Origin of the sequence: Geomesophilobacter sediminis, assembly GCF_016458275.1 — a bacterium.
Taxonomy (GTDB): Bacteria; Desulfobacterota; Desulfuromonadia; order Geobacterales; family Geobacteraceae; genus Geomesophilobacter; species Geomesophilobacter sediminis.
In genome coordinates this window covers 1-14,970 of the sequence record NZ_JAEMHM010000031.1, presented here as the reverse complement: position 1 = coordinate 14,970, position 14,970 = coordinate 1, and the positions used below count along the sequence as shown (strand labels likewise).

Below are 14,970 nucleotides of genomic sequence, written 5' to 3'. Positions count from 1 at the left end.
GAAGGAGGTGCGGTTATCACAGCAAGAAGGACGCTCTTGAGCATCTAGCTGGCTGTCGCTTTTTCATCGGGAGGAAGTCATGACAGAGAAGGCTTCATTGGAACAACGGGTCGAAGAGCTTTCCGCCGAGCTCTCGGTCCTGAGAGATCGCTTGGCGCGCCTGGAAGGGGTCACCTTGACTACGGCAGCGGGGGTTGCCGCACCGACTCCCGCCACCGCTCCCGCCGCGGCTGCCGCAACGGATGGCACCGGCAGCTTCGGTGCCCCCCCCCTCCCGGCGGTGCCGGCTGCCGGGGGGTCGCTTTTGGACGAACCGGAGGATGTCTCGGAGGAACTCCTCAACTGGGCCGGGAAGGCGCACCTGCTCACCCGCCTTTCCACGCTCTGCTTTCTGCTGGTGATCGCCCTCATCCTGCGTACGGTCACCGACAACAACCTCATCAACACCCTGGTCGGCTCCGGCTTGGGAATGGGGTATGCGGCCGCGCTGATGCTGATCGGGGCGTACCGCTACGAAAAACAGAGCCCGCTGGCGCCGATCTTCGCCGCCTCGGGCGCGGTCCTCATGGCCACCATCGTCGTGGAGACGCACCAGCGCTTCGCCTCGCTGCCGCTGGTCCCCGCCTATCTCACCCTGATCGCGACCGGGGGCGGGATGGCCTGGGTGAGCTACCGGCACAAGAAGCTCCTCCCCGTCTCGCTCGGGATCCTGGGGATGTGCCTGGCCGGCGCCGCCATCGACTATCCGCACCCCTTTTTCCCGTACCTGTCCCTGATCCTGTTCGCCGCGAACATCCTCGGGTACTTCGCCGCCGAGCTCAAGAGCTGCTCGTGGCTGCGCTGGATCGTGCTCGCGGTGACCATGGCCATGATGCAGTTGTGGGCGGTCCGGCTCGGGATGAACCTTCTGGCCCACACCCCGGTCGCACCGGAGCTCGGCCAGCAGTGGTTTTTACCGGCCCTGGCCGCCTTCACCCTGCTCTACCTGGGCCTTGCCTTTACCGGCATCGTCCGGCGGGAAAGGATCACCCGTTTCGATTTCGCGCTGCCGACCTTAAACGCCCTCTGGGCTTTCAGCGCCGCGGCTTACGTCAGCCATTGCTGGTGGGGCACCACCCAGCCGGTCGGCTTTCTCGGCCTGATCCTGGCGGTCGGACACCTGGCGACGACCGGATGGCTGGTCGGGCGCAACCGGGCCGGGGCTCCCGGGACCAACAGTTTCGCCTTTGCCGGCGCCGCGCTCAGCGCCGCCGCCCTCCCCTTTGCCAGCGGGTACTTTCTCCTGTCGCTGCCGGTGCTGTCGGTGGGGGGATTTTTCCTGGCCCTGCTTTCCCGGAAATGGAAAAACGGCGGGGTGCGGGCGACCTCCTACCTGCTGCAGCTGTACACGGTCGCCGCCCTTTCGGCCGGGGTCTACTTCAACCCCGCGGCGGCCGCCGACCTGGTGAACGCGCTGCCGGCCGGCCTGCTCGCCGTGATCTGTCTGTACCACTACCAGTGGTGCCGGGAATGGGCCCCGCCGGAGGCATCTTTCTTTTCCCGTTACGACCGGGGTGATTTCAGCGCGGTGGCCTTGTTGATGGCCGCGCTGGCGAGCGGTTTCATCACCGCGCGGATCGCCGCCCTGCAGGTGCTGACCCTGACCGTCACCGCCGCCGAAGTCCCCAACGCCTTCCGCTGCAGCCAGTCGGTGATCATCAATACCAGCGCCGCCGCCCTCATGCTCGCCGGCTTTTTCCTCGGCAAAAAGGAGCTGCGCAACATCGCCATCCTGCTCACCCTGGTCGGGGGGGTGAAAGTGTTCCTGTACGATCTCCTCGGCACCCACGGGGTGCCGCTCGTGGTCAGCGTCTTCAGCTTCGGGCTGGCCGCAGCGGTCGAATCGGTAGCGTTGGGAAGATGGAAGGGGGATAATAAGGCACGTGGCGACGGACCGTTGACAATCGACAAAGAAGAGCTTTCCCAAAATGGTGGCCCCGCGGTGAACTCCTGACGCGGACCGCCTGAAAGAAGCGGTGGGCACATAGGCTGGTCCACCGTCGGGAGAGAGGTTCGGAGGCACACCTTCGGCCGATCTCCGCCAAGGCGCAGCCCCCTTTCATCCCCGATTCCGACCGGGGATGGGGGAGTTGCCGATGCTCAAACTACATGGGCATCTTCTCCTTACCCCTCATCCCGTGGCCGGGATGGGGGGATTTTTTTGTTTGCTTAACATAAACCCGCGTTTTTCTGCATTTAACTCCATGAAGAAATATCGATGATCGACTCTCTTTCCTTGTAAAAAGCGCATTGATCTGCTAATTTCGACCTTCTCTGCGGCAGGGGCACCCCGCCGCCGGAACGAACCACTACGATATCGAATGGAGCATCGCAACATGCACAAGAAGCTGTTCATCCCCGGCCCGGTCGAGGTCGCCCCGGAGATCCTCAAGGCGATGGGGACCCCCATGATCGGCCATCGCATGCCGGAATACGCCAAACTCCACAAAGGGGTCACCGATAAGCTGAAACAGCTCCTGGCCACCCAGGACCGCGTTTTCCTCTCCACCTCCAGCGCGTTCGGCGCCATGGAGGGCGCGGTGCGAAACCTGGTCGCCAAGCGCTGCGCCAACTTCTGCAACGGCGCGTTCTCCGACAAGTGGCACAACGTCACGGTGAGCTGCGGCAAGGAAGCGGACGCCATCAAGGTCCCCTGGGGCGAGGCGATCACCCCGGAGCTGGTCGACGCCACCCTGGCCACCGGCAAGTACGACGCCATCACGCTGATCCACAACGAGACCTCGACGGGGGTGATGTCGCCTCTGCCCGAGATCGCGCAGGTCCTGAAGAAATACCCGGACGTCGTCTCCATCATCGACACGGTCTCCTCGATGAGCGCACTTAACATTCCGGTCGGCGAGCTCGGCATCGACTGCTGCGTCTTCGGCGTCCAGAAGGCGTTCGCCCTCCCCCCGGGCCTCGCGGTCTTCACCGCGACCCCCAAAGCGCTGGAGCGCGCCAAGGGCGTTCCGGGGCGCGGCTACTACTTCGACTTTTTGGAGTTCGCCGCGGCGGACGAAAAGGACAATACCCCCTCCACCCCCTGCATCTCGCTCATTTACGCGATGGATCTGCAGCTGGACCGGATGTTCACCGAAGGGCTGGAAAACCGGTGGCGGCGGCACCAGGAAATGGCGCAGTTCGTGCGCGCCTGGGCCACCGAACGCGGCTTCGGCCTCTTCCCGGCGGAAGGGTACCGCTCGGTCACCCTCACCTGCGCCACCAACGACGCCGGGGTGGACCTGGCCCAATTGAAAAAAGCGCTGGGAGAGAAGGGCTACGCCTTCGATGACGGATACGGCAAACTCAAGGGGAAAACATTCCGCGTGGCACACATGGGGGATATGACTCTGGAGGACGTGAAGGAAATCACCGGGGCAATCGAGACGGTACTCAAGCAGCAGTAGGCTGCAAGGGGGGGAGCAATCCCCCCCTTTTTAGCTGTGGGGCTCATTCCGGCTCGAAGACTTCCTTGCCGGCGCCGCAGACCGGACAGACCCAGTCGTCGGGGAGATCGGCGAACGGCGTGCCGGGGGGAATCCCGTTGTCGGGATCGCCGACCTGGGGATCGTAAACGTACTGGCAGACGGTGCAGATGTAAGGTTCCATGGACGCCCTCCTGTAAGTGCTGATGCCGGCAATGCCGCCATATCCGAATGGCCGCCCCGAGCGGCGGGGAAGCGGGCGAGAGTCTACCACAGCTTGCCGGGGTGTCAATTTGGGGCCCCGGCGATTTACCCCTTGGCATTACCGCATGATCGTGCTATTTTGCCAAACATTAACTGCTTCACATTTTAATTAATTTGTCACGGCCGTCTCTATACCCGGTCTTCCCAAAACCGGGAGCCGGGAACCCTGCAGCATCGATTGTTCGAGAAACCATAGGGCTTTTCCGGGAGTTCCCGGGACCCTGATTCATTTAATAATGGTTACTACACAAGGAGGGAATGAAGATGAGTTATGAGGTGAAAAACAAGCAGCTCCTGAAATGGGTCGAAGAAGTAACCCAGCTGTGCGAGCCCGACAACGTGTACTGGTGCGACGGATCCCAAGAGGAATATGACCGCCTCTGCAATCAGCTGGTCCAGTCCGGCACCTTCCGTAAACTGAACCCCGAAAAGCGTCCCAACAGCTACCTCGCCTGGTCCGACCCCGGCGACGTCGCGCGCGTCGAGGACCGCACCTTCATCTGCAGCATCTCCAAGCACGATGCGGGCCCCACCAACAACTGGGTACCGCCGAAAGAAATGAAGAAAACGCTGACCGGCCTCTTCAAGGGTTCCATGAAGGGGCGCACCATGTACGTCATTCCCTTCAGCATGGGCCCCTTGGGCTCCGACATCGCCAAGATCGGCGTCGAGATTTCCGACTCCGCTTACGTTGCCGTAAACATGAAGATCATGACCCGCATGGGCAAGGCCGTCGTCGACATCCTCGGCGAAAACGGCGAGTTCGTCCCCTGCCTCCACTCGGTCGGCGCACCGCTCGCCCCGGGTCAGAAGGACGTGGCCTGGCCGTGCAACAAGGAGAAGTACATCGTCCACTTCCCCGAGGAGCGCTCCATCTGGTCCTACGGCTCCGGCTACGGCGGGAACGCCCTTTTGGGCAAGAAGTGCCTCGCGCTGCGCATCGCCTCCAAGATCGCCAACGACGAGGGGTGGCTGGCCGAGCACATGCTGATCCTCGGCGTCGAGTCCCCGGAAGGTGAAAAGACCTACGTCGGCGCCGCCTTCCCGAGCGCCTGCGGCAAGACCAACTTCGCCATGATCGTGCCGCCGCCGGCCTTCCGCGAGAAGGGGTGGAAGGTTACCACCATCGGCGACGACATCGCCTGGATCAAGCCCAACGCAGACGGCAAATACTACGCGATCAACCCGGAAAACGGTCTCTTCGGCGTCGCCCCCGGCACCTCCGCCAAGTCCAACCCGAACGCCATGGCCTCCTGCGCCAAGAACACCATCTTCACCAACGTGGCGCTCACCCCGGACGGCGACGTCTGGTGGGAAGGGATGACCGACACCCCGCCGGCACAGCTCACCGACTGGCAGGGTAACGCCTGGACCCCGGACTGCGGCCGCGTCGCCGCGCACCCCAACTCCCGCTTCACCGCGCCGGCCAGCCAGGTTCCCTGCATCGACCCGGCCTGGGAAGACCCGAAAGGGGTGCCGATGGAGGCGTTCATCTTCGGCGGCCGCCGCTCCAACGTCGTCCCGCTGATCTACCAGTCCTTCAACTGGAGCTACGGCGTCTACCTCGCCGCAACCATGGGCTCGGAGACCACCGCGGCTGCGGTCGGCGCGATCGGCAACGTCCGCCGCGACCCGTTCGCGATGCTCCCGTTCACCGGCTACCACATGGCGGACTACTTCGCGCACTGGCTCCAGGTCGGCCGTTCCAACCCGAACCCCCCGCGCATCTTCAGCGTCAACTGGTTCCGCAAAGACGCCAACGGGAAGTTCATCTGGCCGGGTTTCGGCGAAAACATGCGCGTGCTGAAGTGGATCGTCGAGCGCGTCCACGGCCGGGCCTGCGCCACCGAGAGCCCGCTGGGCTGGATGCCGCGCTACGAGGACATCGACTGGACCGGTCTGGACATGAGCCGCGAGAAGTTCTCCGACATGATGTCCATCGACCGCGATGTCTGGAAAGAGGAGATCATCTCCCACGAGGAACTTTTCGTTAAGCTCTTCGACCGTCTGCCCAAGGAGTTCCTCCACATCCGCGAGCTGATCCTCTCCGGCCTGTGGCGTTCTCCGGAGCACTGGGAGCAGCACATCCCGACCCCGGATGAAGACGGCTACAACGACTAATTTCTGATCATTCGATGACGGGCTTCGCGCCCGCTGGGGCCCCGGTGACCGCACCGGGGCCTTTTTTTTGGCAATTGCTCCTCAAGGTCCCCGTTCCTCCCTCTGACGGACGGGAGGCACCTTTTTATGTGGAAGCGCCATTCCAGGCGCGATCCGCCGGAGCCGGGACAACGGATGCGGTGGTTCGCGCCTGGAAAGGCGCTCCCACAGGGTAAGCACCGGTGCACTTACTAATAGAGAGCGTCCCCGCGCACCTAGCCCCTAAGTTCCGTTCTTTTGCCGTTGCCAACCTCCCACGATCTGGTATCTGTTTAAGTCTTGTTGCATTCATTTCTTATGAGGAGGAGCACCAGTGAAACTCAATGAGATTACCAGGGGTACCGGATTAGAGGGGCACGGCATCCACAACGCAAACCTGATCTACTGGACCCCGCCCACTGCCGTGCTGTACGAGCAGGTAGTCCGGCGCGGCGAGGGGCTGATCTCCCACCTGGGGGCACTCACCGTGAAGACCGGCCACTACACCGGCCGCGCCGCCAACGAAAAGTTCATCGTGGACGAGCCGAGCAGCCGGGACTGGGTGAACTGGGGCAAGGTGAACCGCGCCTTTTCTCCGGAAAAATTCGACGCCCTCTACGACCGGATGACCCACTACATGCAGGGGCGCGACCTCTTCGTCCAGGACTGCTACGCGGGGGCAAGCCCGGAACACCGGCTCCAGGTCCGGGTCATCACCGAGCGGGCCTGGCACTCCCTGTTCGCCCGCAACATGTTCGTCCGGGCCACTCCGGAGGAGCTGGAGACGCACCAGCCTGAGTTCACCGTCATCGACCTGCCGAGCTTTCACGCCATCCCGAAGAGCGACGGCACCAACTCCGAGGCCTTCATCATCTTAAACTTCGCCCGCAAGATGGTGATCATCGGCGGCACGAGCTACGCCGGCGAGATCAAGAAGTCCATCTTCACCGTGCTCAACTATCTGCTGCCGCAAAAGAAGGTGATGTCGATGCACTGCTCGGCCAACGCCTCGGAAAGCGGCGAGGTCGCCGTATTCTTCGGCCTTTCCGGCACCGGCAAGACGACCCTTTCCGCCGCACCGAACCGCAGGCTCATCGGGGACGACGAGCACGGCTGGGACGACCGGGGGGTGTTTAACTTCGAGGGGGGGTGCTACGCCAAGGTAATCAACCTCTCCAGGGAGTCCGAGCCGGAGATCTACGAGTGCACCCGCAAGTTCGGGACCATCCTGGAAAACGTCGCCATCGACACCATCTCGCGCCGGATCGACCTTGACGACGCCTCCTTCACCGAGAACACCCGGGCCTCCTATCCGCTCACCCACATCCCGAACATCATCCGGGAAGGGCTCGGCAGCCACCCGAACCACGTGATCATGCTTACCTGCGACGCCTTCGGCGTGCTGCCGCCGATCGCAAAGCTCACCCCGGACCAGGCGATGTACCACTTCCTCTCCGGCTATACCGCCAAGGTGGCCGGGACCGAGGCGGGGGTCACCGAGCCGCAGGCGACCTTTTCCACCTGCTTCGGGGCCCCCTTCATGGCGCTGCGCCCCTCGGTCTACGCGCAGCTTTTGGGCGAGAAGATCTCCAAGCACCAGGTCCACTGCTGGCTGGTCAACACCGGCTGGAGCGGCGGCGGCCCCGGCGTGGGGAGCCGGATGAAGATCGGCTACAGCCGGGCCCTGGTCAACGCGGCGCTCGACGGCACGCTCGCCGCCGCCGAGTACCAGACCGACCCGGTGTTCGGGCTCAACATCCCGATGGCCTGCCCGGGGGTCCCCCAGGAAGTCCTCAGCCCGAGAAACGCCTGGGCCGACAAGAGCGCCTACGATGCCGCGGCGCAGCGGCTGGTCGAGATGTTCCGCAAGAACTTCGAGCAGTTCAAGGCGAACGTGACCCCGGAGGTCGCCACGGTCCTCTAGCACGCCCTGTTGCACAATGGCGGTGTGGTTGGTATCATTAGGATAACAAATGGGTTTAACAGATTAAGTTCGCATACTCAGGTTACTCAGGAGGGACGCCATGAAACCAGTCCACTCAGAAATCTGCGACAGAACGGAGCGCAGGGACGAAAGGCTCCAGGTCCGCAACCGCCAGACAGGCGAAGTCGGCCTGAGTTTCGGCTGCACCATCGAGGGGGACACCGTGCAGGTGGAGCTGACGGACGGCAGCTTGGACAGCTGGCCGGAAGACGACTGCGAAATCGTCGAAACGAAGTAACTACAAACAACGTTTCACCTTTTATCGTTACCGAAGGAGGGGACCCAAAGCGGGAGCCCCTCCTTTTTTTGCACCTTACGAAAGATTTCCTTGACAACGCGCACATAAGTAGTAAAACGCGGTTATTCAAATTAATTAGTTCCACATGCTCCGCCCCCGGCCCCATGGAGCAGGAGGGCGATCTTTCCACTGCAGGGAGGTTCTTTCGATGGGTAAACTGCGCAAGGAGTTGGGGGGATGTGACGAGGAGGGGCCGAGCCTTTCGCGTCTTCTCGAGGAGAGAGGCGTTTCGCGCCGCGACTTCCTCAAGTTCTGCACCACGATGTCGGCGGCGCTGGCGCTGCCGGTCACCTTCGCCCCGAAGATCGCCCAGGCGCTCGACGAGGTCAAGCGCCCGACCCTGGTCTGGCTCGAGTACCAGGACTGCGCGGCCGACACCGAGGCGCTGTTGCGTGCCGAACACCCGACCGTGGCCGAGCTGATCCTGGACATCCTCTCGGTCGACTACCATGAGACGGTGATGGCTGCGGCCGGCTTCCAGGCGGAGGAGGCGCTCGCCAAGGTGGTCAAGGAACAGAAAGGGAAGTACCTCGCCGTGGTCGAGGGATCGATCCCCCTCAAAGACGACGGCATCTACTGCTGCGTCGCCGGGCGCACCGCGGTCGATACCGCGCGCGAGGTCTGCGGCAACGCGCTCGCCACCATCGCCGTCGGCACCTGCGCGAGCTTCGGCGGGCTTCCCGCCGCATCGCCCAACCCTACCGGAGCGGTCGGGGTTCGCGAGGCGGTCCCCGGGGCCACCGTGCTGAACCTCCCCGGCTGCCCCTTGAACGCCGACAACCTCACCGCCGCCGTGGTCTATTTCCTCACCTTCGGCAAGCTCCCCGCCACCGACGACCAGGGGCGACCCCTTTTCGCCTACGGCAAACGGATCCACGACAACTGCGAACGGCGCCCGCACTTCGACGCCGGCCAGTACGTGGAACGCTGGGGGGACGACGGTCACAAGGTCGGCTACTGCCTCTACAAGATGGGGTGCAAGGGGCCGGAGACCTTCCACAACTGCCCGACCCAGCGCTTCAACCAGAAGACCTCCTGGCCGGTGGCCGCCGGCCACGGCTGCGCCGGCTGCTCGCAGCCCGGCTTCTGGGACACCATGACCCCCTTGTACCAGAGACTCCCGAACGTCCCGGGCTTCGGCATCGAGCACACCGCCGACTCGATCGGCATCGGGGTCGCAGCCGGCACCGCCGCGGCCTTCGCCGTCCACGGCGTGGTGAGCGCCTTCCGCGGCAAGAGTGACGCCGACACGTCGAAGGAGGAGAAATAGATGACGAGGATCGTAGTTGACCCCATCACCCGAATCGAAGGACACCTCCGCATCGAGGCGGAGGTGAACGGAGGCCGGGTCTCCGACGCCTGGAGCAGCTCCACCATGTTCCGCGGCATCGAGACCATCCTCAAGGGGCGCGACCCGCGCGACGCCTGGTACTTCACCCAGCGCTTCTGCGGCGTCTGCACCACCGTCCATTCCATCGCCTCGATCCGCTGCGTGGAGAACGCACTCGACATCAAGGTCCCCCCCAACGCCCAGCTGATCCGCAACATCATCATGGGGATCCAAAACGTCCAGGACCACGTCATCCACTTCTACCACCTGCACGCCCTGGACTGGGTCGACATCACCTCGGCCCTCAAGGCCGACCCCACCAAGACCGCGGCGCTCGCGGCCTCGATCTCGGACTGGCCGCTCAACTCCCCCACCTATTTCAAGGGGGTGCAGGACAAGCTCAAGGCCTTCGTCGCGAAAGGGAGGCTCGGCCCCTTCGCCAACGCCTACTGGGGGCACCCGGCCTACAAGCTTCCTCCCGAGGCGAACCTGATGGCGACCGCCCACTACCTGGAGGCCCTGGAGTGGCAAAAGGACGTCATCAAGGTCCACGCGATCCTGGGGAGCAAGAACCCGCACCCGCAGACCTTCCTGGTGGGGGGGATGGCGATCCCGATCGACTTGGACTCCCAAAACGCGCTCAACGCGGACAAGCTCGCGCAGATCAAGCAGCTCCTCGCCAAGGCGCAGGTCTTCGTGGAGAAGGTCTACATCCCGGACCTGATCGCGGTCGCCTCCTTCTACAAGGAATGGGGCGGGATCGGCGGCGGGGTCGGCAACTACCTGTCCTACGGCGAGTTCCCGGACCCGGTGAGCGGCAAGCCGTGGTTCCCGGCCGGGGTGATCGTCAACAAGGACCTGACCAAGGTGATGCCGGTCGAACAGGACAAGGTCACCGAGTACGTGGACCACTCCTGGTACCAGTACTCCAAGCCGGCCACCGGCAAGGGACTTCATCCCTGGGAGGGGGAATCCCAGAAGCTCTACACCGGCCCCACGCCCCCCTACAAGAACCTCAACGTCGACCGCCAGTACTCCTGGGTCAAGGCGCCGCGCTACCTGGACCAGCCGATGGAGGTCGGTCCCCTGGCGAGGCTCCTGGTCGCCTATGCCTCGGGGCACAAGGAGGTGCAGGGCGCGGTGAACGGCGTGCTCAAGCAGCTCAACGTCGGCCCCGAGGTCCTCTTCTCCACCCTGGGGCGGACCGCGGCGCGCGGCATCGATTGCCTGCTCATCGCGCAGCAGACGCCCAAGTGGCTCGACCAGCTCATCGACAACATCGGCAAGGGTGACACCAAGGTGCACAACGGCGCCAAATGGGACCCGGCGAGCTGGCCGCAGTACGCCAAGGGGTACGGCTGGCACGAGGCGCCCCGCGGTGCGCTCGGCCACTGGATCAAGATCGAAAACGGCAAGATCCTGAACTACCAGGCGGTGGTCCCCTCCACCTGGAACGCGTCGCCGCGCGACGCGAAGGGACTTCGGGGGCCGTACGAGGCGGCGCTGGTGGGGACCCCGCTCGCCGACCCCAACAAACCATTGGAAATCCTGAGGACCATTCACTCCTTCGATCCCTGTCTCGCCTGCGCGGTCCATGTCATGGATGCGACCGGCAACGAGATGGTGAAGATCAACGTACGCTAGGAGGAGGCCATGGCCGATCTCTACGAAAAGTACATCTGGGAGGTCCCGGTACGGGTGACCCACTGGGTGATCGCCCTTTCCATCGTCACCCTGTCGCTGACCGGCCTTTTCATCGGTGCGCCGAAGAGCGTCGCGCTCGTTACCGACGAGTTCACCATGGGATGGGTCCGCTTCACCCACTTCGTCGCCGGGTATGCCTTTGCCGTCAGCGTGGTCAGCCGGATCTACTGGTCCTTCGTCGGCAACGAACAGGCCTCCTGGCGCGAGTTCTTTCCTTGGCGCAACAAGAAGGGGCGCCAGGACATGTACAACGTCTTCAACTACTACACCTTCGTCAGCAAGCGGGCGCCCTATACCATCGGTCACAACGCGCTGGCGGGGCTCGCCTACTCGGTGGTCTTTCTGCTCTACATCGTCATGATCATCACCGGCTTCGCCCTTTACAGCGAACATGCGCCGCACGGCTTTTTGCACCACATCTTCGGGCCGGTGCTGCACATCTTCACCAACCAGGGAGTGCGGATGACCCACCACCTGATCATGTGGTTCCTCATTGCCTTCGCCATCCACCACGTGTACAGTGCCTGGCTGATGGACATCAAGGAGCGCGGCGGGGTGATGTCGAGCATCTTCGGCGGTTACAAACCGGTGCACAAGAAGGACTAGTGTGAAAATACTGGTATTGGGGATCGGAAACCTGGTGATGAGCGACGACGGGGTCGGGGTGCGGGTGGTGCAGCATCTGCAGCAGACCTGCCGGTTTCCGGATGAGGTAACCCTTCTGGACGGCGGCACGCTGGGGCTCGACCTGCTCCCCCAGATCGGGGCCGCGGAAAAGCTGTTGGTGGTGGATGCGGTGGAAACCGGTGCGGCGCCGGGAACCCTGGTGCGCCTCTACGGCGAGGAAATCCCCCTGGCCCTGGAAACCAAGGTCTCGCCGCACCAGATGGGGCTGAAGGACTTGTTGACCGTAGCGTCGTTGGTGGGGGAGGCGCCTGAGGAAATGGTGCTTCTGGGAGTGCAGCCGGAGTCGATCGAGATGTCGATGGAGCTGACCCCGGCCGTCGCGGCCCAGGTCGAGCCCTTGGCGAATCAGGTGCTGCAGGAACTTGAGGGCTGGGGGGTAGCAGCGCTGCACTGATCCCCCGGATGTTGCGACCATGCAATGCAAAAGGCCCGGCAAAACTGCCGGGCCTTCTTTTTTTGTGCGGATTACCCCTCAGACCTTTGATCCCCCCTCAGGTAAGGGAGACTTCACCCCCTGCGTCCCCTCCCCTTCAAGGGTCGCGTGCGAGAGCACGGATTGCGACGGCCAGGGTGAGGATGGGGTTTGCCCTCTATCACCTAGATAATCTTATTCAGCGAATACTCCACGATCCCCTGCGCGCCGTGCTTGAGCAGCTCCGGCACGATCTGGCGCACCTCTTTCTCGTGCAGGATGCTCTCGATGGAAACCCAATCCGAGTTGTAGAGGTTGGAAACCGTCGGTAGGTTGAGGCTCGGGAGGATCTCGGTAATCGCCTTGACCTTGTCACCGGGTGCGTTCATTTTGAGCCCGACCATCCCTTCGGCCCGCAGTGCCGACTGAAGCAGGGTCGCGATCTGCTCGATCTTCGCCTTCTTGAACGGGTCCTGCCAAGCCTGTTTGTTGACGACCATGACCGGAACCGACTCCATCAGCTCGCAGACGATGCGCAGCCCGTTGGCCTTGATGGTGGACCCGGTTTCGGTCACCTCGACGATGGCGTCGCACAGTCCCTCGACCACCTTGGCCTCGGTGGCCCCCCAGGAGAATTCCACGTTAACCGGGATGTTGCGCTCGGCAAAGTAGCGCTTGGTGAAGCCGACCAGCTCGGTGGAAATGGTGGCTCCGGCCAGGTCTTCCGGCTTTTGTACCTTGGAATCCTTGTTCACCACCAGGACCCAGCGCGCCGGGCGGCGGGAAACCTTCGAGTACACCATCTCGCACAGCTCGAAGACGTCGGAGTCGTTTTCCCGGACCCAGTCGCGGCCGGCGATGCCGACGTCGACGGTGCCGCGCTCGACGTATTTGGCCATCTCCTGCGGACGCATCAAAGAGCATTTGATCTCATCGTCGTCGATGGTGGGGAAATAGCTGCGGGAGGAAATGTTGATCTGCCAGCCGGCCTTCTTGAACAGGTCGACCGTCGCGCCCTCAAGGCTCCCTTTCGGAATGCCCAATTTCAGAAGATTCTCCATTGAATAGTCCCCTCAAAAAGAAATTAGCAATGAAACCACCCACCCCTTACTTCTTGTAGACCTCATTGGGATCGAAGAGCGGGTTGGAATGTTCGACCCACTGGCCGTCTTCCCACTTCACATAGAAGCAGCTGCGGTTGCCGGTATGGCAGGCAGCGGGACCGTTCTGCTTGACCTTGATGACGACGGTGTCCGCATCGCAGTCGGTAAGAACCTCGACGACGTCCTGGGTATTCCCGGACTCCTCACCTTTCATCCAGTACTTGTTGCGGGTGCGGCTGAAGAACCAGGTCTTCCCGTCCCGGAGGGTCAGGTCCAGCGTCTTCTGGTCCATGAACGCGACCATCAGCACTTCGCCGTTCTCGTAGTCCTGGATGACCGCCGGAATTAATCCACCCATCTTCTCGAAATCGATCTTGATCATGCCTTGGAGTCCTTTTCCAACAGGTATTTATGAAAATCCCCACTTTCTTACACCGAGCGTCCCCCGGGTGTCAACAGATAAACCAGCTCCCAATCCAATCTTCGCCGGGCGCACCTGCTGCCTTCTCTGCCACCGGCATCGCAGCGACCTGGTTCTTCTATGCGCGGAGGAACTCGGCACATGCCCGGCCCACTCGCCACTGACATCGGACCGTTGGGTCATCCGTAAACGGCCTCACCACCCTGTCCTGCGTGGAAACGAAAAGCGGCGCCATCTACGCATGGCGCCGCTTTTCTGCGTTCATCGACCAGGTACAAGGTGGATGCTAGGTATGCCGTATTTCAAGGCACCGTCGGCGATATGCTTTATCCGCGCCGCATCAAGTCATCCCTCCGCCACCCGCAGCCGAACGGTGAACAGGTCCTTGCCCTGCTCTTAAATAAAGTCTCCGGTCTTGAGGTTATCGAGGTCTGGTTTTCTTCTGTTCCGACACTGGCGCTCCCTTGCTACTATCCCGGTCAGGGATTCAACTTCTCGTAGATTTTGTATAGCGTCATCTCTTCACTGCGAATTCTTCTGACGAAGGTTGCAAAGAGTTTCCCGAAGGCCCGGGCGAATTCAATGTCAATGGGCGAGTCGTCGCGTGAGTAGGTCTCAAAGAAACTGGCTGCGTCGTTGCTGATCTCCTCCATGTCTTGCATGTAGAAGTCGACGGTCCCCTTGATGGCATGATTTTCCAGGGCGGCCTTTTTAAGCACCGGGTACAGTTGAAGGTCTTCCTTCTTCAGGTGGGCGAGCAATGCATCTTGTGCCGACATGAGGAGGCGGTGGGCTTCCGCACTGGAGATACTGGAATCGCGCGCCCGATCCAGCAAAGAAGTGATAAACGCGTGCTCCTGTTTTAATTCTTCAATCAAACCAGCCATGACATATCCCTCTCTCTCGGTAATCAGTTACGGTCCAACCAAGATAGAGGAAGATGGTCTGGCCGATTTTGATGCAGGTCAAAAAAGCGCAGAGAAATGCTAGGCAAAAAGGCGGGAAACATCAGTAACGAGGATATCGGCGAGGCTGGCAAGTGATGCGTCGCGGCCCCAAAAGCAAAAGGCCCACCCGACGCATATGTCAGGTGGGCCTTTCAAATAAATTCCCTGCGGCGACCTACTCTCCCACACAGTTACCCATGCAGTACCATCGGCCCTG

At 62.2% G+C, this 14,970-nt stretch carries 13 protein-coding genes; 9 read left to right on the top strand and 4 right to left on the bottom strand.

Going from position 1 to position 14,970, the window contains the following annotated elements; translation table 11 throughout:
* Positions 1–79 precede the first annotated feature (79 nt).
* Both JFN93_RS24380 and JFN93_RS24375 read left to right on the top strand, forming a co-directional pair.
* Positions 80–1,993, top strand: a complete 1,914-nt coding sequence (locus tag JFN93_RS24380) for a DUF2339 domain-containing protein (protein ID WP_199386997.1) — start codon at positions 80–82, stop codon at positions 1,991–1,993.
* Positions 1,994–2,375: 382 nt separating this feature from the next.
* A complete protein-coding gene (locus tag JFN93_RS24375; protein WP_199386996.1) occupies positions 2,376–3,446 on the top strand; it encodes a pyridoxal-phosphate-dependent aminotransferase family protein in 1,071 nt (356 codons plus the stop codon).
* Positions 3,447–3,489: 43 nt separating this feature from the next.
* Here JFN93_RS24375 and rd read toward each other — a convergent pair whose 3' ends face one another.
* On the bottom strand, positions 3,490–3,648 hold the full coding sequence (gene rd / locus JFN93_RS24370; RefSeq protein ID WP_199386995.1) for a rubredoxin: 159 nt from the start codon (positions 3,646–3,648) through the stop codon (positions 3,490–3,492).
* A gap of 338 nt (positions 3,649–3,986) precedes the next feature.
* On the opposite strand from rd, the gene JFN93_RS24365 reads away from it, so the two are divergent.
* From JFN93_RS24365 to JFN93_RS24335, 7 genes are all read left to right on the top strand, one after another.
* A complete protein-coding gene (locus JFN93_RS24365; RefSeq protein ID WP_268898859.1) occupies positions 3,987–5,849 on the top strand; it encodes a phosphoenolpyruvate carboxykinase (GTP) in 1,863 nt (620 codons plus the stop codon).
* Positions 5,850–6,201: 352 nt separating this feature from the next.
* Entirely contained in the window at positions 6,202–7,791 is a 1,590-nt protein-coding gene (gene pckA, locus JFN93_RS24360) for a phosphoenolpyruvate carboxykinase (ATP) (protein ID WP_199386994.1), read from the top strand.
* A gap of 100 nt (positions 7,792–7,891) precedes the next feature.
* Complete coding sequence (locus JFN93_RS24355; protein WP_199386993.1) at positions 7,892–8,089, top strand: hypothetical protein; 198 nt, start codon at positions 7,892–7,894, stop codon at positions 8,087–8,089.
* Positions 8,090–8,297: 208 nt separating this feature from the next.
* A complete protein-coding gene (locus JFN93_RS24350) occupies positions 8,298–9,419 on the top strand; it encodes a hydrogenase small subunit (protein ID WP_199386992.1) in 1,122 nt (373 codons plus the stop codon).
* Positions 9,420–11,123, top strand: coding sequence for a nickel-dependent hydrogenase large subunit (locus JFN93_RS24345; protein ID WP_199386991.1), 1,704 nt, complete (start codon positions 9,420–9,422; stop codon positions 11,121–11,123).
* Between the two features lie 9 nt (positions 11,124–11,132).
* Complete coding sequence (cybH, locus tag JFN93_RS24340; protein WP_199386990.1) at positions 11,133–11,789, top strand: Ni/Fe-hydrogenase, b-type cytochrome subunit; 657 nt, start codon at positions 11,133–11,135, stop codon at positions 11,787–11,789.
* A 1-nt stretch (position 11,790) separates the two neighbouring features.
* Positions 11,791–12,264: a HyaD/HybD family hydrogenase maturation endopeptidase gene (locus tag JFN93_RS24335; RefSeq protein ID WP_199386989.1), complete on the top strand. Its 474-nt coding sequence runs from the start codon at positions 11,791–11,793 to the stop codon at positions 12,262–12,264.
* Positions 12,265–12,467: 203 nt separating this feature from the next.
* Here JFN93_RS24335 and hisG read toward each other — a convergent pair whose 3' ends face one another.
* From hisG to JFN93_RS24320, 3 genes are all read right to left on the bottom strand, one after another.
* Positions 12,468–13,343, bottom strand: a complete 876-nt coding sequence (hisG, locus tag JFN93_RS24330; RefSeq protein ID WP_199386988.1) for an ATP phosphoribosyltransferase — start codon at positions 13,341–13,343, stop codon at positions 12,468–12,470.
* Between the two features lie 46 nt (positions 13,344–13,389).
* Complete coding sequence (gene hisI / locus JFN93_RS24325; protein WP_199386987.1) at positions 13,390–13,767, bottom strand: phosphoribosyl-AMP cyclohydrolase; 378 nt, start codon at positions 13,765–13,767, stop codon at positions 13,390–13,392.
* A 518-nt stretch (positions 13,768–14,285) separates the two neighbouring features.
* Entirely contained in the window at positions 14,286–14,693 is a 408-nt protein-coding gene (locus tag JFN93_RS24320) for a hemerythrin domain-containing protein (RefSeq protein ID WP_199386986.1), read from the bottom strand.
* Positions 14,694–14,970: the final 277 nt, after the last annotated feature.